This is a genomic window from Cryobacterium tepidiphilum, assembly GCF_003716325.1.
Lineage (GTDB): Bacteria > Actinomycetota > Actinomycetes > Actinomycetales > Microbacteriaceae > Cryobacterium > Cryobacterium tepidiphilum.
On sequence record NZ_RDSR01000005.1, the window covers coordinates 102685 to 123258 of the forward strand.

At 70.9% G+C, this 20574-nt stretch carries 16 protein-coding genes; 10 read left to right on the forward strand and 6 right to left on the reverse strand.

All coding sequences use genetic code 11. The features are described 5' to 3' along the window. Together EEJ31_RS04735 and EEJ31_RS04740 are read right to left on the reverse strand one after the other, a co-directional pair. Entirely contained in the window at nt 1–1566 is a 1566-nt protein-coding gene (locus tag EEJ31_RS04735; RefSeq protein ID WP_199727274.1) for an FGGY-family carbohydrate kinase, read from the reverse strand. A 204-nt stretch (nt 1567–1770) separates the two neighbouring features. Continuing rightward, a complete protein-coding gene (locus tag EEJ31_RS04740; RefSeq protein WP_123045133.1) occupies nt 1771–2856 on the reverse strand; it encodes an NAD(P)H-dependent flavin oxidoreductase in 1086 nt (361 codons plus the stop codon). Nucleotides 2857–2949: 93 nt separating this feature from the next. Here EEJ31_RS04740 and EEJ31_RS13955 point away from each other — a divergent pair, with 93 nt between their 5' ends. The 8 genes from EEJ31_RS13955 to EEJ31_RS04775 all read left to right on the forward strand — a co-directional run bounded on the left by EEJ31_RS13955 (nt 2950) and on the right by EEJ31_RS04775 (nt 13824). Beyond that, nucleotides 2950–3108: a hypothetical protein gene (locus EEJ31_RS13955; RefSeq protein ID WP_199727275.1), complete on the forward strand. Its 159-nt coding sequence runs from the start codon at nt 2950–2952 to the stop codon at nt 3106–3108. Continuing rightward, entirely contained in the window at nt 3105–5549 is a 2445-nt protein-coding gene (locus tag EEJ31_RS14100; RefSeq protein ID WP_158603898.1) for an alpha/beta fold hydrolase, read from the forward strand. Before EEJ31_RS13955 ends, EEJ31_RS14100 begins: the two co-directional genes overlap by 4 nt. Further along, complete coding sequence (locus EEJ31_RS04750; protein ID WP_233563736.1) at nt 5530–6891, forward strand: MFS transporter; 1362 nt, start codon at nt 5530–5532, stop codon at nt 6889–6891. Before EEJ31_RS14100 ends, EEJ31_RS04750 begins: the two co-directional genes overlap by 20 nt. 345 nt (nt 6892–7236) lie before the next feature. After that, nucleotides 7237–8886: an ABC transporter substrate-binding protein gene (locus tag EEJ31_RS04755; RefSeq protein ID WP_123045134.1), complete on the forward strand. Its 1650-nt coding sequence runs from the start codon at nt 7237–7239 to the stop codon at nt 8884–8886. Continuing rightward, entirely contained in the window at nt 8883–9887 is a 1005-nt protein-coding gene (locus tag EEJ31_RS04760) for an ABC transporter permease (RefSeq protein WP_123045135.1), read from the forward strand. The genes EEJ31_RS04755 and EEJ31_RS04760 overlap by 4 nt, the downstream gene beginning before the upstream one ends. Continuing rightward, entirely contained in the window at nt 9884–10777 is an 894-nt protein-coding gene (locus EEJ31_RS04765; protein ID WP_123045136.1) for an ABC transporter permease, read from the forward strand. Before EEJ31_RS04760 ends, EEJ31_RS04765 begins: the two co-directional genes overlap by 4 nt. After that, entirely contained in the window at nt 10777–12441 is a 1665-nt protein-coding gene (locus EEJ31_RS04770; protein ID WP_123045137.1) for a dipeptide ABC transporter ATP-binding protein, read from the forward strand. The genes EEJ31_RS04765 and EEJ31_RS04770 overlap by 1 nt, the downstream gene beginning before the upstream one ends. Before the next feature lie 6 nt (nt 12442–12447). Next, entirely contained in the window at nt 12448–13824 is a 1377-nt protein-coding gene (locus EEJ31_RS04775; protein ID WP_123045138.1) for an LLM class flavin-dependent oxidoreductase, read from the forward strand. A 254-nt stretch (nt 13825–14078) separates the two neighbouring features. On the opposite strand, the gene EEJ31_RS04780 is transcribed toward EEJ31_RS04775, so the two are convergent. From EEJ31_RS04780 to pdhA, 3 genes are read right to left on the reverse strand one after another with little or no spacing between them, the layout of a single operon-like run. After that, nucleotides 14079–15518, reverse strand: a complete 1440-nt coding sequence (locus EEJ31_RS04780) for a dihydrolipoamide acetyltransferase family protein (protein WP_123045139.1) — start codon at nt 15516–15518, stop codon at nt 14079–14081. A 17-nt stretch (nt 15519–15535) separates the two neighbouring features. Beyond that, nucleotides 15536–16531, reverse strand: coding sequence for an alpha-ketoacid dehydrogenase subunit beta (locus EEJ31_RS04785; RefSeq protein WP_123045140.1), 996 nt, complete (start codon nt 16529–16531; stop codon nt 15536–15538). Beyond that, on the reverse strand, nt 16528–17649 hold the full coding sequence (pdhA, locus tag EEJ31_RS04790; RefSeq protein WP_123045141.1) for a pyruvate dehydrogenase (acetyl-transferring) E1 component subunit alpha: 1122 nt from the start codon (nt 17647–17649) through the stop codon (nt 16528–16530). The genes EEJ31_RS04785 and pdhA overlap by 4 nt, the downstream gene beginning before the upstream one ends. A 144-nt stretch (nt 17650–17793) precedes the next feature. On the opposite strand from pdhA, the gene EEJ31_RS04795 reads away from it, so the two are divergent. Continuing rightward, complete coding sequence (locus tag EEJ31_RS04795) at nt 17794–18468, forward strand: TetR/AcrR family transcriptional regulator (RefSeq protein WP_158603899.1); 675 nt, start codon at nt 17794–17796, stop codon at nt 18466–18468. A 183-nt stretch (nt 18469–18651) separates the two neighbouring features. On the opposite strand, the gene EEJ31_RS04800 is transcribed toward EEJ31_RS04795, so the two are convergent. Beyond that, nucleotides 18652–19005 (reverse strand): DUF488 domain-containing protein, encoded by a 354-nt coding sequence (locus tag EEJ31_RS04800; protein ID WP_123045143.1) that lies wholly within the window; start codon nt 19003–19005, stop codon nt 18652–18654. Between the two features lie 125 nt (nt 19006–19130). Here EEJ31_RS04800 and gdhA point away from each other — a divergent pair, with 125 nt between their 5' ends. Further along, nucleotides 19131–20471 (forward strand): NADP-specific glutamate dehydrogenase, encoded by a 1341-nt coding sequence (gene gdhA, locus EEJ31_RS04805; RefSeq protein ID WP_123045144.1) that lies wholly within the window; start codon nt 19131–19133, stop codon nt 20469–20471. Nucleotides 20472–20574: the final 103 nt, after the last annotated feature.

Below are 20574 nucleotides of genomic sequence, written 5' to 3' on the forward strand. Positions count from 1 at the left end.
CTAACCTCGGTTTCGGGTGGCGCGGGCGTGGATCAGGTCTCGGGTGTCCTCGTAGAGCCGCACGTAGTCCGCGTGGTCGGCGCGGAGTCGCGGGGCGGTGGCCGGGTCGGGGCGCACGGTGCGCCCGGTGCGGCACCAGTCGAGGATGTTCTCGCGGGTGGGGAGGTACCCGACAGCGTAGGCGGCGAGGGCGGCGTCGCCGAACGCGGCCCCGGCGGTGTCGGCCACGGTCTGGTCGAGGTCGGCGATGTCGCTGACGCTGTGCAGGAAGACAGTGTTCTTCGTGCCGCCGCCGACGGCGAAGATGCGCCGGGGGCGGCGTCCGACGCTCGCGTACACGTCCAGCGCGTGGGCGACGGAGTGCCCGACGGCCTCCATCATGGCGCGGGCGATGTCGCCGCGGGTGTGGCCCAGGGTGAGCCCGGCGATGACGCCGCGGCTGTCGGGGTCGTGCAGGGGCGTGCGTTCGCCGCTGAAGTACGGCAGCACGAGGAGGCCGTTGGCACCGGGCGGGGACTCCTCGGCGAGGGCGACGAGCGCGCCGAACATCTCGGCGGTGCTCCCGCTCCGCTCCCGCAGGTCGAGGATGTCGGCCAGCCAGTGGGTGAGCGTGCCCGCCGTCGATGTGCCCGCGGCGAGCACATAGCTCTGCGGGAATACGTAGGGTGCCGACCACAGCACCGGGTGGGGCACGGGCGCGTCGAGCATCTCGATCATGTACGTCGACGACCCGTACTGAAGCATCATGTCGCCGGCGTTGACGACGGAGGAGCTCACGGCCTCGGCGGGGGAGTCTGCAGTGCCGATGATGACGGGCGTGCCGGCCGGGATGAGGGTCTCGGCGGCGGCCGCGTCGGTGACCGGGCCGGCGACATCCGTTGCCCAGCCGAGTCGGGGGAGCCGCGCGGTGTCGATGAAGTCGTCGCAGCCGCTCGTGTCCCAGCGGGTGCCCGCGAGGTCGTAGAGCGGGTGGAAGTAGCCGGCGGTGCCGTGATCCATGACGACCTCGCCGGTGAGCCGGGCGACCAGGTAGGACTGGCTGGTCATGAACCAGGCGGCGCGGTCGTAGACGTCGGGTTCGTTCTGCTTGATCCAGAGGATCTTGGGACCGGCCGACTGGCTGGTGAGGTGGTTGCCGCCGCGGGCGAAGATGGCGCCTTCGCCGAGGCGGTCGGTGAGTTCGGTTATCTGCTCGCTGGCTCGGGTATCGACGCCATAGAGGATGCCGGGGCGCAGCGGCGTGAGGTCGGCGTCGGTCGGCAGCACGCAGGGCCCGATGGCGCTGACCCCCACGGCGCGCAGGCGTGGCGCGTCGCCGTCCGCCGGGACCTGCGCCATCAGCTCGCGGGCCACGGTGACGAGGCCCTTCCACCACACCTCGTCGGCGTCGTGCTCCGCGTGGCCGGGAGCCGGTGTGGACATGGAGTGCGGGCGGCGGGCGTCCGCGACCACCTGGCCCTCGCCGTTCACGAGCACGCCCTTGGTCTCGAAGGTGCCGATGTCGATACCGAGGAAGAGGTCGGCGCCGCTCGTCGGCAGGGGCATGGCGCGCTCCGTTCCGTTCATCCGTTGTGACTTTCAAACAATTGCATGTTCAAATCTAACAGCCAACCCTGTTCGTTTTCGGGGCGTTGAGCGGCCCGGCCGCCGAGGTAGACAGTTGCGGACGAGACCGACAGGCGCGCCGGTCGGTTTCGACCGGAACGGGACGTCTCGGCGGGGAGGGCGCGTGGCGGGCGCGAGGAGTACGCGGAGGGCGGGGGAGCGGGTTCACGCCAGGCGGGCGCCGGCGTCGGCGAGGAGGGCGTCGATCAGCGCGTTCGCGTCGTCGTGGCGCACGAGCGGCGTGCCCTGGCCCGCCCAGAGCGACATCAGGTCGGCGATGCCGCGCTCCCCGGCCGTGGGACGGAACCGCCCGGTGAGCCAGTTCTGCACCGGGAACGGCGCGACCTCGTCGACCTCGGTGGTCACCCGGTTCGGGATGCCGCGCGCGAGCCGCCCGCTGAGGGCGCGCGTGAGCACGGTGTGCGCCGCGCCGTCACCGCGCAGTGCGTCGCGGTAAACGGATGCCGCGGCCGACTGCCGCGTCGCCAGGAACGCCGACCCGATCTGCGCCGCCCCCGCGCCCAGTACGAGCGCGGCAGCGAGGCCGCGCCCGTCGGCGATGCCGCCGGCGGCGATCACGGGCACCGACACGGCGTCGACGACCTGGGGAACGAGCGCGAACGTTCCGACGAGCGAGTCCTCGGCGGAGCGCAGGAACGACACCCGGTGGCCGCCCGCCTCCGCCCCGGTGGCGACGATCGCGTCGACGCCCGCCTGGTCGAGCGCCACCGCCTCCTCCACGGTGGTGGCGGTGCCGAGCAGGCGGATGCCGCGTTCATGGGCCCGCTCGACGACATCCGTTGTGGGGGCGCCGAAGACGAGGCTCAGCACCGCCGGCCGCGCCTCGAGCACGGCCTCGAACTGCTCCTCGAACGCCGGCAGGTAGGCCGCGGGGCGCTCGGGCAGCGGCAGGCCGAGCTCCTCGAAGTAGCGCGTGAGCGGCGCGAGGTAGTGGTCGAACTCCTCCTGGCTGGGGTGGATGTTCTCGCTGTCGCCGAGGGGAAGCCAGAGGTTCAGCGCGAACGGCTTCGCGGTGGCGGCCGCCAGCTCGCGCGCGGTGGCGGCGATGCGGTCGGCGCCGTAGCCGTAGAGGCCGTAGGAGCCGAGCCCGCCCCGGTTGCTCACCGTGGCCGCGAGCTCGACCGAGGAGACGCCGCCGAACGGCGCCAGCACGATGGGGAGGTCGAGGCCGAGGAGGCGGGTGACGTCGGTCTGCTGCCAGGACGAATCGGTGTTCGTGTCAGTACTCACCCCTCCAGTGTCCTCCTCCTCACGCCCGGTCGCGTTCGCGGGAGGGCTGATGCGCGGCCGGCGTGCGGACGATAATGAACGAGGAGGTTCAGCATGACGGATGACGCGGGTCGCGACGACGACGCACCCGACGACATGCCGAGCGGCGACCCCGCCTGCTGGCTTCCGCAGGTGTGCGCCGAGTGCGGCGCGTTCGTGGAGGCGCCGCTGCCGACCCTGTGCTGGCGCTGCGGCGCCGAGGTGGCCGCGTGACCGAACACGTCGACGTGCTGATCGTCGGTGCGGGCCTCAGCGGCGTCGGCGCCGCCGCGCACCTGAAACGTGAGCGCCCCGGCAGCTCCTTCCTGATCCTCGAGTCGCGCGGCGCCGTCGGCGGCACCTGGGACCTCTTCCGCTACCCCGGCGTGCGGTCGGACTCCGACATGTACACCCTCGGCTACTCGTTCCGGCCGTGGACCGACCCGAAAGCCATCGCCGACGGCGCCGCCATCCGCGACTACATCACCGGCACGATCGCCGACGAAGGCCTCGAACCGCGCATCCGGCTGAACCACCGGGTCGTGAGCGCCGCCTGGTCGAGCGACACCGCGCGGTGGACGGTCAGCGTGCAGCGCACGACCGGCGGCGAGGTCACCACCGCGACGGATGCCGCATCCGCTGACACCGTGGCGCTCACCTGCTCGTTTCTCTGGGTCTGCTCCGGCTACTACCGCTACGACGAGGGCTACCGCCCCGCGCTCCCGGGTGCCGGCTCGTTCCGCGGCCCGATCGTGCACGCGCAGCACTGGCCCGCCGACCTCGACCACGCGGGCAAGCGCGTCGTCATCATCGGCAGCGGCGCCACGGCTGTGACCCTCGTTCCGGCGATGGCCGAGACCGCGGCGCACGTCACCATGCTGCAGCGCTCGCCCACGTACATCGCGCCGGTGCCCTCGCGCGACCCGCTCGCCGACCGGCTGCGCAAGCGCCTGCCCGCCCGGCTCGCCTACCGGCTGGTGCGGGCGAAGAACATCGGCTACTCGATGTTCACCTACCGGCTCAGCCGGCGGTGGCCGGCGGCCATGAAGGCGATCCTCCGCCGCGCGGCGGTCGCGAAGCTTCCGGCCGGATTCGACGTCGACACCCACCTCGCCCCGGCCTACGACCCGTGGGACCAGCGGCTCTGCGCCATCCCCGACGCCGACCTCTACCGCGCGATCAGCCGGGGCGCGGCCGACATCGTGACCGGCGGCATCGACCGGCTGACCCCTGGGGGCGTGCGCCTCGCATCCGGTGAAACCGTCGACGCCGACATCATCGTCACCGCCACCGGCCTCAACCTGCTGGTGATCGGCGGCATCACCCTCACGGTCGACGGGCGGCCGGTCGACCCCGCCCTGACCCTCGCCTACAAGAGCATGATGCTCTCCGGGGTGCCGAACCTCGCCCTCACGATCGGGTACACGAACGCGTCCTGGACGCTGAAGGCCGACCTCGTGGCCCGGTATGTCGGGCGGCTGCTGCGGCACATGCAACGGCACGGCTACGACTCGGTCTCGCCCGAGCCGCCCCCGTCGGCGGCCGCGACAGGGCTCGTGCCCCTCATCGACCTGCAGTCCGGCTACATCCGCCGGAGCGCCGCACAGCTGCCGAAGCAGGGCGCGAAGGCCCCGTGGCGGTTGCACCAGAACTACGTGCGCGACGCGCTGTTGCTTCGTTTCGGGCGGCTGACCGACGACGTGCGCTTCGGTCACGCGCGTGAGGCCGCCGACGGCGTGCCGGATGCCGCACTCGCGCTGCCGGGGACGGCCATCGTTTGCGTGGCGGGGCGGCGCATCCGCTACCGGCGCACCGGCGACGGCGCCCCGGTCCTCCTCCTGCACGGCATCGGCCAGAGCCTCGAGGACTGGGACGAGCAGCACGACAGGCTCGCCGACCGCCACACCGTGTACAGCGTCGACCTGCCCGGGTTCGGCTACTCCGAACGGATGCCGGGGCCGGCCACCCTTGCCACCCTCGCTGGTGTGCTCCCGGGCTTCCTCGACGCGGTCGGGGTCGCCGGGCCGATCCCCGTCGTCGGCAACTCCCTCGGCGGTGCCGTCGCGATGACCTTCGCCGCCGCGCACCCCGACCGGGTCGCGGCGCTCGTGCTCGCCGACAGCGCCGGCTTCGGCCAGGAGGTGACTCTCGGGCTGCGGCTCCTCGCCATCAAGCCGCTCAGCGCCCTGCTCCTGCACCCCGGCCTCAAGGGGTCCCGGCGCATCGTGCAGGGCATCTTCCACGACAAGGCCATGGCAACAGATGCCCGGGTCGCGATCGCGTTCACCCTCGCCCAGCGCCCGGCGCACGCCCAGACGATGCTCGAGGTCGCTCGCGACCTGGGCACCTTCCGCGGCGTGCGGGAGGAGTGGCGCACCGAGCTGGTCGAGGCGGTCGCGGTGCTCGGCATCCCCACCCTCGTCGCGTGGGGCGACCGGGACCGCATCCTGCCGGCCCTGCACCTCGACGCGGCCGCGGACGCGCTCCCGAACGCCGAGACCCACGTGTTCCGCGACTCCGGGCACATGCCGCAGATCGAGAAGCCCGACGAGTTCGCGTCCGTCGTCGAGGGCTTCCTGGCGCGGCACACGGTGCCTGAGACGAGCAGAGGGCTGAACACGGCCGCGGCACGGTACGAGCAGGAGGGGGTGGGCGATGCCGGGCGTGCTGAGTGAGCGCTACCGCTGGATCAGCATCGGCATGTGCGTGCTCATCCTGCTCGCCGCCTTCGAGTCCCTCGCGGTGACCACCGTGATGCCCGGCGTCAGCGCCCTCCTGCACGGCAGGCACCTCTACGCGCTCGCGTTCGCCGGGCCCCTCGCGGTCAGCGTCGTGGGCATGGTGCTCGCCGGCACGTGGTCCGACCGGCGGGGACCCCGGTCGGCGCTGTACGCATCCGTTTTCTTGTTCGTCATCGGGCTCACCACGGCGGGCCTCGCGCCGACCATGGAGGTGCTGGTCGCCGGCCGGCTCGTGCACGGCTTCGGCAGCGGCGGCCTCACCGTGGCGCTCTACGTGATCGTGGCGCGCGTCTACCCGCCGCTGCTGCAGCCGCGCATCTTCGCCGGGTTCGCCGCCGCGTGGGTCGTGCCGTCGCTGGTCGGCCCGTTCCTCGCCGGGGTCGTCGCCGACGCGTTCGGCTGGCGCTGGGTGTTCCTCGGCGTTGTCGCCCTCGTCGTTCCGGCGCTCGCCATGGTCGTGCCCGGCATGCGCGGGCTCGGCGAGCCGCGGGCAACGGATGCGCCGCCCTGGAGCCTCGTGCGCATCGGCTGGTCCGCGCTCGCCGCAGTCGCGGTGCTCGTGCTGAACCTCTCGACCACCGCCGCCGGCGCGCTCCGCTGGGTCCTCCCGCTCGCCGCGCTGGCGGTGCTCGCGCTCGCGCTGCGCCCGCTGCTGCCCGCCGGCACGCTGCGGGCGGCCTCCGGGCTGCCGAGCGTGGTGCTCCTGCGCGGACTCATTGCCGGCTCGTTCTTCGGCGCCGAGATCTACGTGCCCTACCTGCTGACCGCCCAGTACGGCCTCTCGGCGTCGATGGCTGGGCTCGCGCTCACCCTCGGCGGCGTCGCCTGGGCAAGCGCCTCGCAGGTGCAGGGCCGGTACGCAGACCGGCTCGACAACCGCGCCTGCATCCGCATCGGCCTGGCCCTGCTCGGCGTCTCGCTCGCCACGGCGATCATCACGGCCGCGGCCGGCCTGCCCGCCCCGCTGCTCATCATCGGCTGGGGATTCGCGGGCGGCGGCATGGGACTCATGTACCCGCGCACGTCGGTGATGGCGCTGCAGTCGTCGTCGCCGGCGAACCAGGGGTTCACGAGTTCGGCGATCTCCATAGCGGATGCCATCGGCTCGGCCATGTCGATCGCGCTGACGGCCATCGTGTTCGCAGCGCTCGTTCCCCTCGGGGGAGTGTGGCCCTTCGTCGGGTGCTTCGCGCTCTCCGCCGCGCTCTGGGCCCTCTCCGGCGGGGCGAGCCCGCGCGCATCCGTTGTCGCCGAGCCCGAGCCCGCGCCCGCCTGACCCGCGCCGCTCGCCCCAGCCCAGGCGCCGCACCATCTGCCACGAGATATACCGTTCGGGACGAGAGTGCACGGCGCGGCGGTCAATCTCGTCCGGAACAGTCAACCTCGGTGCAGGCATGTCGCGTCGGCGCCGAAAAATAAAAATTTATTGTCGAGCGGATGACGCCGCCCCCGCGCGGTCGTGCTGGTGTTCGGTTACGCCGCGTGACGCCCACCGTGACGCTCCGTTACCTCGGCCGTGGCGCCCCGCGCCCAGCGCTGGTTCTGTTGAGGCACCCCTCCCCGCCGGGCTCTTCCTGGCCGGGGAGCGGCCGAACCGTCACCCCAAGCAAAGGACACCCTCATGGCCCCAACACTCCGCAGACGTCTTCTCGCAGTCGCCTCGGTGGCCATGGCCGGCGTCCTGCTCACCGGGTGCGCCAACGGCACCGGCCCCTCCGCAGCTTCGGCGACCGCGGCACCGGGCGGCACCATCCAGTTCGCCACCGACCGGGAGCCGACATGCCTCGACCCGGCGGTCGGCGGCGACCAGCCGCAGTCCCTCATCGCCCGCGCGTTCCTCGACTCCCTCACGCACCAGAAGGCCGACGGCTCCATCGAGCCGTGGCTCGCGGAATCCTGGGACATCTCGCCCGATGGCCTCACCTACACGTTCCACCTGCGCGACGACGTGACCTTCTCCGACGGCACCCCGTTCGACGCCGCCGCCGTGAAGGCGAACTTCGAGTACTGGCTCGATCCGGCGACGCAGTCGAGCGTCGACAGCCTCTATGTGAGCGACTACGCGGGCACCGACATCCCTGACCCGCACACCGCCGTCGTGCATCTGAAGAAGCCGTACTCCGCGTTCATCCAGGTGCTGTCGCAGTCGTTCCTCGGCATCCAGTCGCCGACCGCCTTGAAGCGCGGCGCGGCCGAGAACTGCTCCTCCCCGGTGGGAAGCGGCCCGTTCATCGTCACCGGCTGGAACAAGCAGCAGGACGTGACGCTCGTGCGCAACCCCGACTACGACTGGGCTCCCGCGAGCGCCGAGCACGACGGGCCGGCGTACGCCGACGGCATCCGTTGGGCCTTCATCGCCGAACCGTCGACCCGTTTCGGGGCGCTGCAGACCCACGAGGCCGACGTGATCGAGACGATCCCGCCCGAGAGCTTCGCTGTCGCGAAGGCCGACCCGAACATCACGATCATCGACAAGGTGCGCCCCGGCGGCCCGGTGCAGTACGTGTTCAACACGACGCGGGCGCCGTTCGACGACGTGAAGGTGCGGCAGGCGTTCCGCTTCGGCGCCGACATCGACTCGGGCCTCGCCAGCGTGTACTTCGGCGCCTACAAGGCCGTCGGCGGCCCGCTCAGCCCGACCACCGTCGACTACGACAAGGCCTTCGACGACGTTTACGCCCACGACCCGGCCAAGGCCAACGGCCTGCTGGATGCCGCGGGCTGGACCGGCCGCGACGCCGACGGCTACCGCACCAAGGCCGGCACGCGCCTCACCCTGCAGCTGAACGTCGCCGACTCCGTGCAGCCGTCGGAGATCTCGCTGCTCGAGCAGCTGCAGGCCATCGAGAAGCAGGTCGGCTTCGACGTGCAGATCAACAAGCTCGACTCCGGCACCGAGTCTGCCCGCTACAACTCCTGGGACTACGACCTCGACCGCCAGTACTGGGTGACGAACACTCCCGACGTGCTGCGCTACCAGTACTCGTCGGCGTTCATCCCCTCCACCGGCGGGTACCACTCGAACGGGTCGGGCTTCAGCGACCCGAAGCTCGACAGGCTGGTCGACACCGCACTGCGTTCCTCCGACGCCACCGAGCGCACCGGGCTCTACCGGCAGGCGCAGCAGATCGTCTCCGACGCGGCGGTCGCCCTCCCGGTCTACCTCTACCCGAGCCAGTACGCGTTCGACAACACCCGCCTCGGCGGGGTCGACGTCGACCCGTCGATCAACCAGGTCTCGTTCTACGACACCTGGGTGAAGACGAAATGACGCTCCAGGCGACGGCCCCGGCGCCGGCCGCGGTACGGGCTGAGACAACGGATTCCGCGCCCCGGCCGGCCGCGGGCGTCGCCGGTCGGGTGCTCGGCGCCCTCGCCGGCGCGCTCGTCGTGCTCTGGGCGGTCGCGACCCTCACCTTCTTCCTGCTCCGGCTGATCCCGGGCGACCCGGTGCTGCTCATCCTCGGCACCTCCGGCAGCCCCTCGGCCGCGGTGGTCGCCGCGACCCGCGCCGCGTTCGGCCTCGACCAGCCGGTGCTCGTGCAGTACCTGCACTTCCTCGCCGGCGCCGCGCACGGTGACTTCGGCATCTCCTACCAGCTGAAGGTGCCGGTCACCCAGGTGATCGGCGAGCAGCTCCTCGCCACCGTGCAGCTTGTGATCCTGGCCGTCGTGCTCGCCTGGGCGCTCTCGCTCGCCATCACCGTGCCCACGGCGGGGCGGCGGCCGCTCGTGGAGCGCACGGCCCGCACGGTGGAGATCGTGCTGGCGTCGCTCCCGCAGTTCTGGATCGGCATCATGCTCCTCGTGGTGTTGGCCATCGGGCTCGGCTGGTTCCCGGTGGCCGGCGGCGACGGCCTCGCCGGCCTGTTCCTGCCCGCCCTCACCCTCGCCATCCCGATCGCCGGGTTCCTCTCCCAGGTGATGCGCGAATCGTTCGAGACCGCCCTGAAACAGCCGTTCGTCACCTCCGCGCGGGCCCGCGGCGCCGGGGAGGCGCGCGTGCGCCTCGGGCACGCCCTCCGGCACGCGCTGCTGCCGGGCGTCACCCTCACCGGCTGGGCGGTCGGCTCCCTGTTCAGCGGGGCGGTCGTGGTGGAGGTCATTTTCGCCCGCCCCGGCATCGGCCGCGTGCTGCTGTCGGCGGTGCTCTCCCGAGACATCCCGGTGGTGCTCGGCGTCGTCGTCGTCATCGCGGCCGTCTACGTCGTCGTCAACGCGATCGTGGACATCCTCTACCCGATCATCGATCCCCGATTGGCATCCCGATGAACGCCCTCCTTGTCACGCCGCCGTCGAACACCGACACGCGCGAAGCCACCGCCGTCGCGCGCCCGGCACGGCTCCGCGTGCCCGCGCTCCAGCCCGGCATCGTCCTCGCCGCGGCCTTCGCGCTCCTCCTGCTCGCGGCCCTCGTCGCGCCGGGCCTCATCGCGCCGGCCGACCCGTACGCCGTCGACCCGGCGAACGCCTTCCAGCCGCCCGGGCCGGCGCACCTGTTCGGCACCGACCAGTCCGGCCGCGACGAGTTCAGCCGCATCCTCTGGGGCGCCCGTCAGTCGCTCTGGGTGGGCGTGCTCGCCACGGCCATCGGCGTGCTGGGCGGCCTCGTGCTCGGCCTGGTCGCCGGGCTCGGCGGCAAGATCGCGGATGCCGTCACCAGCCGGTTCATCGACGTGCTGTTCGCCTTCCCCGGCTTGCTGCTCGCCCTGGTGCTCATCGTCGTGCTGGGCCGCGGCATCGGCCCGACCGCGGTGGCCGTCGGCATCGGCTCCATCCCCGGCTACGCCCGCATTCTGCGCGGACAGGTGCTGCAGGTGCAGCAGTCCGGGTACGTGGAGGCATCCCGCGCGCTCGGCTGGTCACCGGCCCGACGCCTCGTCGCCACCGTCATCCCCAACACGATGCGGCCGCTCCTGGCGATGGTCACGCTCGGCATCGGGCAGGCCGTGGTGTGGGCATCCGCTCTCGGTTTTCTCGGCCTCGGCGCGGAGCCCCCGACGGCCGAGTGGGGCACCATGCTGGCAGACGGTCGCAGCTACATCCAGGTCGCCTGGTGGATCGCGTTCTTCCCGGGCCTCGTCATCACCCTCACCGCGCTCAGCGCGACGGCCATCGGCCGGCACCTGCAGACCCGATTCGAACCGAAGGGCGACCGCTGATGTCCACACTGCTCCACGTGGAGAACCTCTCCATCTCGTTCCCGCGCGGCGGCACACCGACGGCACCCGTCGTGCGTGACGTGTCGTTCAGCCTCGAGTCCGGCCGGGCGCTGGCCATCGTCGGGGAGTCCGGCTCGGGCAAGAGCGTCATCGCCCGCAGCCTCGTGGGGCTCTCCGGCGACACCGCCGCCGTCTCGGCCGACCGGCTCGAGGTGCTCGGCCGCGACGCACGCGCCCACACCCAGCGCGACTGGCGGGCGCTCCGCGGCAAGGACATCGGCTTCGTGCTGCAGGACGCCCTGGTCTCGCTCGACCCGCTCCGCCGCGTGGGCGACGAGCTCGAGGAGGCCCTCATCGTGCACGGCGTGCGCGGCCGCGCCGAGCGGCGCGCGCGGGTGATCGAAGCCCTCACCGCCGCCGGCGTGCCCGAGCCGCAGCTGCGGATGCGGCAACGCGCCGGGGAGCTCTCCGGCGGCCTGCGGCAGCGCGCCCTCATCGCCCAGGCGCTCGTGCTCGAACCCCGCATCATCATCGCCGACGAACCCACCACGGCCCTCGACGCGACCGTACAGGCGCAGATCATCGCGCTGCTCGGCGAACTGAAGGGCCGCGGCCAGGGCCTCATCGTCATCTCGCATGACCTCGCCGTGGTGTCCTCCCTCGCCGACGATGTGCTCGTGCTGCGGCACGGCGAGGTCGTGGAGTACGGGCCGGCCCGCGACGTGCTGACCGACCCGCAGCATCCGTACACCCGCCAGCTCATCGATGCCGTGCCGACCGCCGCCGCCAAGGGCCAGCGGCTCTGCGGAGGGGCTGACGACGAGCCGCGACCGGCGCGTCGACACGCGGATGCCGCGGGTCGCGTCGCGCCGGCGCTCGAGGCCCGCGGGCTGTGCAAGAGCTACCGCGGACCGGACCGGGTCACCCGCCCGGTCGTGCGCGACGTGTCGTTCACTCTCCGCGCCGGCACCACCCTCGGCATCGTGGGGGAGTCGGGGTCGGGAAAGAGCACGACCGCGTGGCTCGCCCTCGGCCTCACCGACGCCGACGCGGGGGAGGTGCTGCTGGACGGCGAACCGTGGTCGGCGCTCCCGGAGCGCGACCGGAGGGGACGCAGGCAACGGATCCAGGTGGTCTACCAGGATCCGCTGAGCTCGTTCGACCCCCGGCTCTCCGTCGCCGGCATCCTCGACGACGCCGTGCGGTCGGGGGAGTCGCTGCCGACGGCGGAACGGCAGGTGCGCGTTGGCGAGCTTCTCGACGCGGTGGGGCTGCCCCGCAGCGTCGCCGACCGCCGGCCGCTCACGCTGTCGGGCGGGCAGCGGCAGCGCGTGGCCATCGCCCGGGCGCTCGCGCCGAAACCGGAGGTCATCGTGCTCGACGAGCCGGTCTCCGCGCTCGACGTGTCGATCCAGGCGCAGGTGCTCGACCTGCTCGCCGACCTGCAGGAGCGGTTCGGACTCTCCTACCTCTTCATCAGCCATGACCTCGGCGTTGTCTACCATGTGAGCGACGATGTCATCGTGCTGAAAGACGGGCGCATCGTCGAGTCGGGCACGGCCGACGACATCTTTTTCGACCCGCAGCATGACTACACCCGGGCGCTCCTCGCGGCCGTCCCCGAGCTGCCGCACCCCGCGGCCCCGATCCCCGTCACCCGTTAGGAAACCATGTCCCAGATCCTCCACTTCAACGGCTTCGAGATGAACACGCCGAGCCACATCAACCACGGCCTGTGGACGCACCCCGACAACCGGCGGCACGAGTACACCGACCTCCGCTACTGGACCGACACGGCGAAGCTCCTCGAGCGCGGCCTCTTCGACGCGATCTTCCTCGCCGACGTGGTCGGAACCTACAACGTCTACGGGGGCAGCCGCGACCCGGCGATCGCCCGCGGCATCCAGTCGCCCAACAACGACCCCTTCCTACTCGTGCCGGCCATGGCCGCCGTCACCGAGCACCTCGGCTTCGCGGTGACGTTCACCACCACCTACGAGCCGCCGTTCGGCAACGCGCGCCGGTTCAGCACGCTCGACCACCTCACCAACGGCCGGGTCGCCTGGAACGTCGTGACCGGGTATCTGCCGGATGCCGCGCGCAATTACGGACTGAGCGCCCAGGTGAAGCACGACGACCGGTATGACCTCGCCGAGGAGTTCCTCGAGGTCTCGTACAAGCTGTGGGAGAGCTCGTGGGAGCCGGACGCCGTCGTGCGCGACCGTGGCCGCAAGCTCTACAGCGAGCCGAGCAAGGTGCACGAGGTCAACCACGAGGGCCGGTTCTTCACGGTCGACGGGCCGCACCTCTCCGAGCCGTCGCCGCAGCGCACGCCCGTGATCTACCAGGCCGGCGCCTCCGACCGCGGCCGCGAGTTCGCGGCCCGGCACGCCGAGGCCATCTTCGTGGGCGCCCGCACCATCGAACAGGCGAAGAAGGTCGTCGGTCAGATCAAGGATCTCGCGGAGGAGAACGGGCGCGGTCGGGACAGCATCCGTTTTCTGATCGGGCTCGACGTGATCGTCGGGCGCACGGAGGCCGAGGCGAAGGCGAAGGTCGCCGACCTGCTGCAGTACCGCGACCTCATCGGCTACCTCGTGCACCTGGGCGGCGGCAGCGGCATCGACTTGGCGGCGATGGGCGCCGAGGAGTACATCGAGTACAAGGGGCGCGACCACATCCAGTCGAGCGAGGCCGCGTTCGCGAACAAGCAGGTGCGCGACATCATCGACTACTACGAGAACCCCACCGAGAACCCGTTCTTCGTCTCGGGCACGCCGGAGCAGGTCGCCGACCGCATCGAGGAGATCGCGGAGGCGGCGGACCTCGACGGGTTCAACCTCGTGCAGTACCTGTCGCCGGGCACGTTCGAGGACTTCATCGACCTCGTCGTGCCGGAGCTGCAGAAGCGCGGCCGGTACCGCACCGCGTACCGTGACGGCGAGACGCTCCGCGAGCGCCTGTTCGACAAGGGCCCGCTCGCGCCCGACGCGCACCCCGCCGGGCAGGCGCGGCGCCGCCTCCCGACCCCGATCCCCGCCTCGTAGCCGGTCGCTCCGCTGCTCCCTTCGCGCCGACGCGCCCGTGCCGCCACCCCACCTTCCCCGAGGATGACTGTTCCGGACGAGGTTGATCAGCGTGCCGTTCGACCTCGTCCGGAACCGACTACCTGAGCGGCGGAGGCGATGCAACCTCGGCGGCGCACATTCGGCAACCCATCCAAACGACCGGGGGGACGCCGAAGCGGCCGGGAACCGCCCGCGAAACGGGGGTTCTCGGCCGCTACGGCACTCAGCGAGCGTCAGGCGATGATCGTCCAGGGGTTCTCGATCAGGCGCGTGAGCGTCTGCAGGAACTGCGCAGCCAGGGCCCCGTCGATGATCCGGTGGTCGGCCGAGAGCGTGTAGCGCATCTGGTTGCGCGCGACGATCTCGCCGTCCACCACGACCGCCTCGGGCTTCGTTCCGCCGACCGCGAGAATCGCGCCCTCCGGCGGGTTGATGATGGCGGTGAACTCCTCCACCCCGAACATGCCCAGGTTGCTGATGGTGAACGTGCCGCCCGACATCTGCTCGGTGGTGAGCTTCTTCGAGTTGGCCAGCGCCACGAGCTGCTTCGTCTCGACGCCGAGCTGGCTCGCCGTCTTCTGGTCGGCGTCCGTGATCACCGGCACGACGAGTCCGTTGTCGCCGGCGACGGCGATGCCCACGTTGATGCGCTTGTGCACCAGCATGTGGGCGCTCTCGTCGCTCACATACGAGGCGTTCACCAGCGGATGCTCGCGGAGCGCCAGCGAGACGGCCCGCACGACGAGGTCGTTGATGCTGACCTTCGGGCGCCCGGCCGCGACCAGCTGGGTGTTCAGCGCGGTGCGCAGCTGCACCAGCGCTTCGGCGTCGGCCTTGGCCGTCACGTAGAAGTGCGGGATGCTGCGGGCGCTCTCGCCGAGACGGCGCGCGATGACGCGGCGCACCTTGCTGACCTCGACCTGCTCCGAACCACGCTTCTGGTCGGCGGAGGTCGGCGCCTGCGCGGCGGCAGGGGCCGCCTGCTGCTGCGGAGCGGCGGCCGGGGCGGGAGCCGCGGTGCCCTTCTTCGCGAGGAGGGCGTCGATGTCGGTGCGCACGATGCGCCCGCCGGGGCCGCTGCCCTGCACCTGGCTGAGGTCCAGCTGGTTCTCGCGGGCGAGCTTGCGGGCGTAGGGCGAGGCGAACTGGCGCTCACCGCTCGGGGCGGCGGGGGCCGCTTCGCCGGCGGCCGGCGCTTCCGCCGCCGACAGCTCGGCGTTCGCGGGCTGCTCGCCCCCGGTGGCGCTGCCACCCATCTGGGCTTGCTTCGCCTCGTCGGTCGGAACCGAGGACTGCTCAGCGGCACCGCCGGTCGCGCCGGCGCGTGCCTCGGGCTGACGTGCGGCGTCTTCAGCGGCCTGCACGGAGCCGGCCTCGTCGGTGTCCTGCACGTTCCCGGCGGCCGAGGAGGGCGCATCCGTTGCCGGCGCGCCGCCCTTGCCGTCGTCGAGCTGCGCGATCGGGCGCCCGATCGGAACGAGCTCGCCCTCCTGCACCAGGATCTTGGCGAGCGTGCCGGCCTCGTAGGCCTCGTACTCCATCGTCGCCTTGTCGGTCTCGATCTCGACGAGGATGTCGCCGACGTTTACCTGGTCACCCTCTTTCTTGTGCCAGGTCGCGATCGCACCCTCTTCCATCGTGTCCGACAGGCGCGGCATGGTGATTTCGATCATGATTCTTCACCCATCGTCTAGCGGCGGCGGCCAACGGCGTCGAGAGTCTGACGGATGGCGTTCTTCACGTCGTCCGCAGACGGCAACGCGGCCGTCTCCAGTGGTTTCGAGTACGGCATCGGCACTTCGGCCATGGCCACGCGCCGCACCGGCGCGTCAAGGTAGTCGAAGGCGCCGTCGGAGATCGATGCGGCGATCTCCGCACCGATTCCGTAAGTGAGCCAGTCGTCTTCGAGGATGACGGCGGCGTGCGTCTTCTTCACGGACTCGATCACGGTGTCGCGGTCGAGCGGGCGCAGGCTCATCAGGTCGACTACCTCGATGTCGAGGCCGTCGGACTCGGCGAGCTGCTCGGCCACCTGCCGGGCGACGTACGCCATGCGGGAGTAGCCGATGAGGGTTAGGTCCTTGCCCTCGCGGGCGACCTTGGCCTTGCCGATCACGGCCGGGGTGTCGTCATCCGGAACCTCGCCCTTGGTGTTGTAGAGCGCGAGGTTCTCGAGGAACAGCACCGGGTCGTCGTCGCGGATCGACGCCAGCAGCAGCGCCTTCGCGTCGGCGGGGGTGCTCGGGGCGACCACCTTCATGCCGGGAACGAACGCGTAGTACAGCTCGATGTTCTGCGAGTGCGTCGCGCCGAGCTGCTGGCCGCCGCCGCCCGGGGTGCGGATGACCATCGGCACCTTCGACTGGCCGCCGAACATGCCGTAGATCTTCGCGGCGTGGTTCACGATCTGGTCGAGGGCGATCAGCGAGAAGTTGATGGTCATCAGCTCGACGACGGGGCGCAGGCCCAGCATCGCGGCACCGATCGCGGCACCCGTGAAGCCCTCCTCGGCGATGGGCGTGTCACGCACGCGCTTCTCGCCGAACTCCGCCAGCATGCCGGCGGTGATCTTGTAGGAGCCTTCGAAGACGCCGATCTCCTCGCCCATCAGGAAGACGTTCTCGTCCCGGAGCATCTCGGCGCGCAGGGTGTCGTGCAGCGCCTGCCGGTAGGTCATGATGCTCATTTGGCGGCTCCTTCGTTGAGGGCCGGCGCCGGATCGAAGAGCGGCTGGCCGGGCAGTCGGCGCGAGTCGTTGGGAACGGGCGTCGCGTAGGTGTAGTCGAACAGCGTCGACACGTCGGGGAAGGGGCTCTTCTCGGCGAACTCGGCGGCCTCGGCGACGACCGCCATGACCTCCTCGTCGATCTTCGCGATCTTCTCGTCGTCGAGCACGCCGTCCTTCTTGAGACGGTCGGCGAACATGTGCACCGGGTCGAGGTCCTTGAGGGCGGCGACCTCGTCGGCCGGGCGGTACTTGGCCGGGTCGACGACCGAGTGGCCGCGCAGGCGCTCCGTCATGATCTCGAGGAGGAACGGCTTTCCGGCCCGGGCCGAGTCCATGGCCCGCTGCGACGCCTCGGCCACGGCGATCGGGTCGAGCCCATCGACGCGCTCCGACGGCATGCGGTAGGCGCTGGCGCGCTTGTAGAGGTCGGGCTCAGCGGATGCCTTGTCGACCGTCGTTCCCATGCCCAGCTTGTTGTTGATGATCACGAACACGCAGGGGAGGTTCCAGAGCGCCGCGATGTTCAGCGACTCGTGGAAGGCGCCGATGTTTGTGGTGCCGTCACCCATGGTGCAGACCACGACGTCGTCTTCGCCGCGATAGTCGATGGCGAGGGCGGCGCCGGTCGCCAGGGGGATCTGGCCTCCGACGATGCCGTAGCCACCCAGCATCCGCTTGTCGACGTCGAACATGTGCATCGAGCCGCCCCAGCCCTTGGAGACGCCGTCGGCGCGACCGTAGAGCTCGGCCATGACCTCGTTGGGGTCGATGCCGCGGGCAAGCGCGTAGCCGTGCTCGCGGTAGTTGGTGAAGAGGTAGTCGGAGTCGCGCATGGCCGACGTGAGGCCGACGACGGCCGCCTCCTCTCCGAGGTTGAGGTGGCAATAGCCGCCGATCAGCGCCTGGGTGTAGGCGCGTGCTGTCCGTTCCTCGAACCGGCGGATGAGAACCATCTCCCGGTAGAAGTCAAGGAGCTTGGCACTGTCCTGGACAGTGTTGGCACCTGACGTCGAGTCTTGTGCAGCGGCGGTCTTTTGCCCCGTCTTTTTGCGTGGCGCCCGCGTCTGTGCGGTCATCGGGGACTCCCTTCGTCGACTCTTGTGGGGTCGCACGTGTCCAAGTATTGATTGAATGACACTCGTTAGTATCATTGTATATGTGGGGATGAGATGCAACGCATCCTACGTCCGATCGGAGGCCGACGCATGGTGACGAGTGGGGTGACATCTTCTCCCGCCCGCAAACGCGGCCGTCCGACCGCCGCGGAGCGCGTGGAACGGCGGGCGCAGATCCTCGATGCCGCGCTTGGCGTGTTCCTCGAGAACGGCTTCGGCAATGCAACGGTCGACCAGCTGGCGGCCGCCTCCCACGTTACCAAGCGCACCATCTACAGCTACTTCACCGACAAGGCCGGGGTCTTCAGCGAGATGGTGCAGAGCCTGGCCGTCACGGTCTCCAGCAGCGCCCCCGACGACGACACCCTGGAGACGCTGGCCACCCGCATCGTCTTCCGCCTGAACTCGGCCGAGCTCATCGGCCTGCACCGGCTCGTCATCGCGGAGTCCACCCGGTTCCCGGAGCTCGCGCGCACCCTGCACCAGAACGGTGACGCCCGGCACATCGGCCGCCTGGCCGAGCACATCCGCGCCGAGTTCGGTGAGGCCTACGCCGACCGGGCCCCACAACTGTTCTCCCTGCTGCTCGGGCAGGGGCACCGCAAGCGGCTGCTCGGCCTGCTGGGGCCGGCGACGCCGGCGGATGCGTCGGAGCACGCCCACGAGGCCCTCACCCTGGCCGGGCTGTCGCGTCCGGCCACGGTTGCCGGGGCTGCCGCGCCTGCCGACGCCCTTGCGCACGAGTTCTCGCATCCGTTCGCGCACATCCCCGGCGACTGAGCCCGCGCCGCCTCCCGGCCCCCCCGCTTTCCCCACCACACCCGGGGCCCGGTTCCGTCTTCAGGAGATGGTGCGGTGTGTCGCGAACCGCACGCCGGAAACACGCGGCGGCGGATGCGCGACACGCCCTCCGCTACGCGCGCGGGGCGGCGCGCTCGGGGCGGGAGGCGCAGCGGGCGCAGGTCAGGAGTCGAGGAGGCGGGCCAGCACGGCGGCCTCGCTGATGTCGGCGCGCTTGGTCGCGGTGAGGAGCGTCACCGGCCCAGCAGCGGCCAGCTCGCGCAGGTGCTGCAGCGCTGCGGCGCGCTCGGCATCGCCCAGCTCCGTCTCGTAGCGGGCCGCGAACTCCTCGAACCGCTCCGGGTCGTGGCCGTACCACTTCCTCAGCTCCGTCGACGGCGCCACCTGTTTGCACCACTCGTCGAGCGCCAGCGTGTTCTTGCTGACGCCCCGCGGCCAGATGCGGTCGACCAGCACGCGGCATCCGTCGGCCGTCTCGGCCGGATCGTAGGCGCGGCGCACGCGAACAGTCGTCACCGGGCGCCCTCCGTTCCTGCCTGTCTCAAACCTAACGCCGCCTCAGCTTGCGGATCGAGGGTCGCGCGCCACTCCGTATAGTGAGGACGGACCCCACCAACGGATGACTGCGAGGACGAACACGTATGGAAGCTGGCCTGCTCTCGATCAGGGATGACGTGTTCCGCCGCAATCCGGGCGAAGTCGAGTTCCACCAGGCGGTGACCGAGGTCTTCGAGAGCCTGGAGTTGGTGACCCAGAAGCATCCGCACTATGCCGAGGCGGCGATCCTGCAGCGCATCTGCGAGCCGGAACGGCAGATCATCTTCCGGGTGCCGTGGGTGAACGATGCCGGCGAGATCCAGATCAACCGCGGCTTCCGCGTCGAGTTCAACTCGGCGCTCGGCCCGTTCAAGGGCGGCCTGCGGTTCCACCCGTCGGTGTACCTCGGCATCGTCAAGTTCCTCGGCTTCGAGCAGATCTTCAAGAACGCGCTCACCGGCATGCCGATCGGCGGCGGCAAGGGCGGGAGCGACTTCGACCCGCGCGGCAAGTCCGACGGCGAGGTGATGCGCTTCTGCCAGTCGTTCATGACGGAGCTCTATCGGCACATCGGCGAGTACACCGACGTTCCCGCCGGCGACATCGGGGTCGGTGGCCGGGAGATCGGCTACCTGTTCGGCCAGTACAAGCGCATCACCAACCGCTACGAATCCGGCGTGCTCACCGGCAAGGGGATCGGCTGGGGCGGTTCGCTGGTGCGGCCGGAAGCCACCGGGTACGGCACCGTGCTCTTCGCGCAGGAGATGCTGAAGACCCGCGGGCAGACGTTCGAGGGGCAGCGCGTCATCGTCTCCGGCGCCGGCAATGTGGCCATCAACGCGATCGAGAAGGCCCAGTCGTTCGGTGCGACGGTGCTGACCGCCTCCGACTCGTCGGGGTACATCGTCGACGAGGCCGGAATCGACGTGGAGCTGCTGCGCCAGATCAAGGAAGTGGAGCGCGGGCGCGTCGCCGACTACGCCCAGCGCCGCGGCTCCTCGGTGAGCTACGTCGACGGCGGATCGGTCTGGGACGTCGACGGAGCGGTCGCCCTGCCCTGCGCCACGCAGAACGAGCTCGACGAGGACGCCGCCATCCGCCTGGTGAAGAACGGGCTCGTCGCGGTGGCCGAGGGCGCCAACATGCCGAGCACGAGCGGAGCGGTGGCGGTGTTCCAAGACGCCGGCGTGCTGTTCGGCCCGGGCAAGGCGGCGAACGCCGGCGGCGTCGCGACGTCGGCGCTCGAGATGCAGCAGAACGCCTCGCGCGACGCCTGGAGCTTCGACTACACCGAGAAGCGACTCACAGAGATCATGGTCGGCATCCACGACCGGTGCGCGGCGACCGCCGAGGAGTACGGCCAGCCCGGCAACTACGTGGTGGGCGCGAACATCAGCGGATTCGTGCAGGTCGCCGACGCGATGCTCGCCCAGGGCCTCATCTAGCCAGCCGACAGTCCGGCACTCCCGGGCTCTCAGCGCCTTTCCCCGCCGCTAACTCCGGAAAAGCGCCCGCGGGTGCGAGGCCCACCGCCAGAACGACGCGGCC

What these genes read in the sequence shown, in the direction of transcription:
- EEJ31_RS04765 (WP_123045136.1), top strand. Translation starts at nt 9,884, where the DNA reads ATGAACGCCCTCCTTGTCACGCCGCCGTCGAACACCGACACGCGCGAA.
- EEJ31_RS04755 (WP_123045134.1), top strand. Translation starts at nt 7,237, where the DNA reads ATGGCCCCAACACTCCGCAGACGTCTTCTCGCAGTCGCCTCGGTGGCC.
- EEJ31_RS04780 (WP_123045139.1), bottom strand. Translation starts at nt 15,518, where the DNA reads ATGATCGAAATCACCATGCCGCGCCTGTCGGACACGATGGAAGAGGGT.
- EEJ31_RS04750 (WP_233563736.1), top strand. Translation starts at nt 5,530, where the DNA reads ATGCCGGGCGTGCTGAGTGAGCGCTACCGCTGGATCAGCATCGGCATG.
- EEJ31_RS04770 (WP_123045137.1), top strand. Translation starts at nt 10,777, where the DNA reads ATGTCCACACTGCTCCACGTGGAGAACCTCTCCATCTCGTTCCCGCGC.
- EEJ31_RS04785 (WP_123045140.1), bottom strand. Translation starts at nt 16,531, where the DNA reads ATGAGCATCATGACCTACCGGCAGGCGCTGCACGACACCCTGCGCGCC.
- pdhA (WP_123045141.1), bottom strand. Translation starts at nt 17,649, where the DNA reads ATGACCGCACAGACGCGGGCGCCACGCAAAAAGACGGGGCAAAAGACC.
- EEJ31_RS04735 (WP_199727274.1), bottom strand. Translation starts at nt 1,566, where the DNA reads ATGAACGGAACGGAGCGCGCCATGCCCCTGCCGACGAGCGGCGCCGAC.
- EEJ31_RS04775 (WP_123045138.1), top strand. Translation starts at nt 12,448, where the DNA reads ATGTCCCAGATCCTCCACTTCAACGGCTTCGAGATGAACACGCCGAGC.
- EEJ31_RS04760 (WP_123045135.1), top strand. Translation starts at nt 8,883, where the DNA reads ATGACGCTCCAGGCGACGGCCCCGGCGCCGGCCGCGGTACGGGCTGAG.
- gdhA (WP_123045144.1), top strand. Translation starts at nt 19,131, where the DNA reads ATGGAAGCTGGCCTGCTCTCGATCAGGGATGACGTGTTCCGCCGCAAT.
- EEJ31_RS13955 (WP_199727275.1), top strand. Translation starts at nt 2,950, where the DNA reads ATGACGGATGACGCGGGTCGCGACGACGACGCACCCGACGACATGCCG.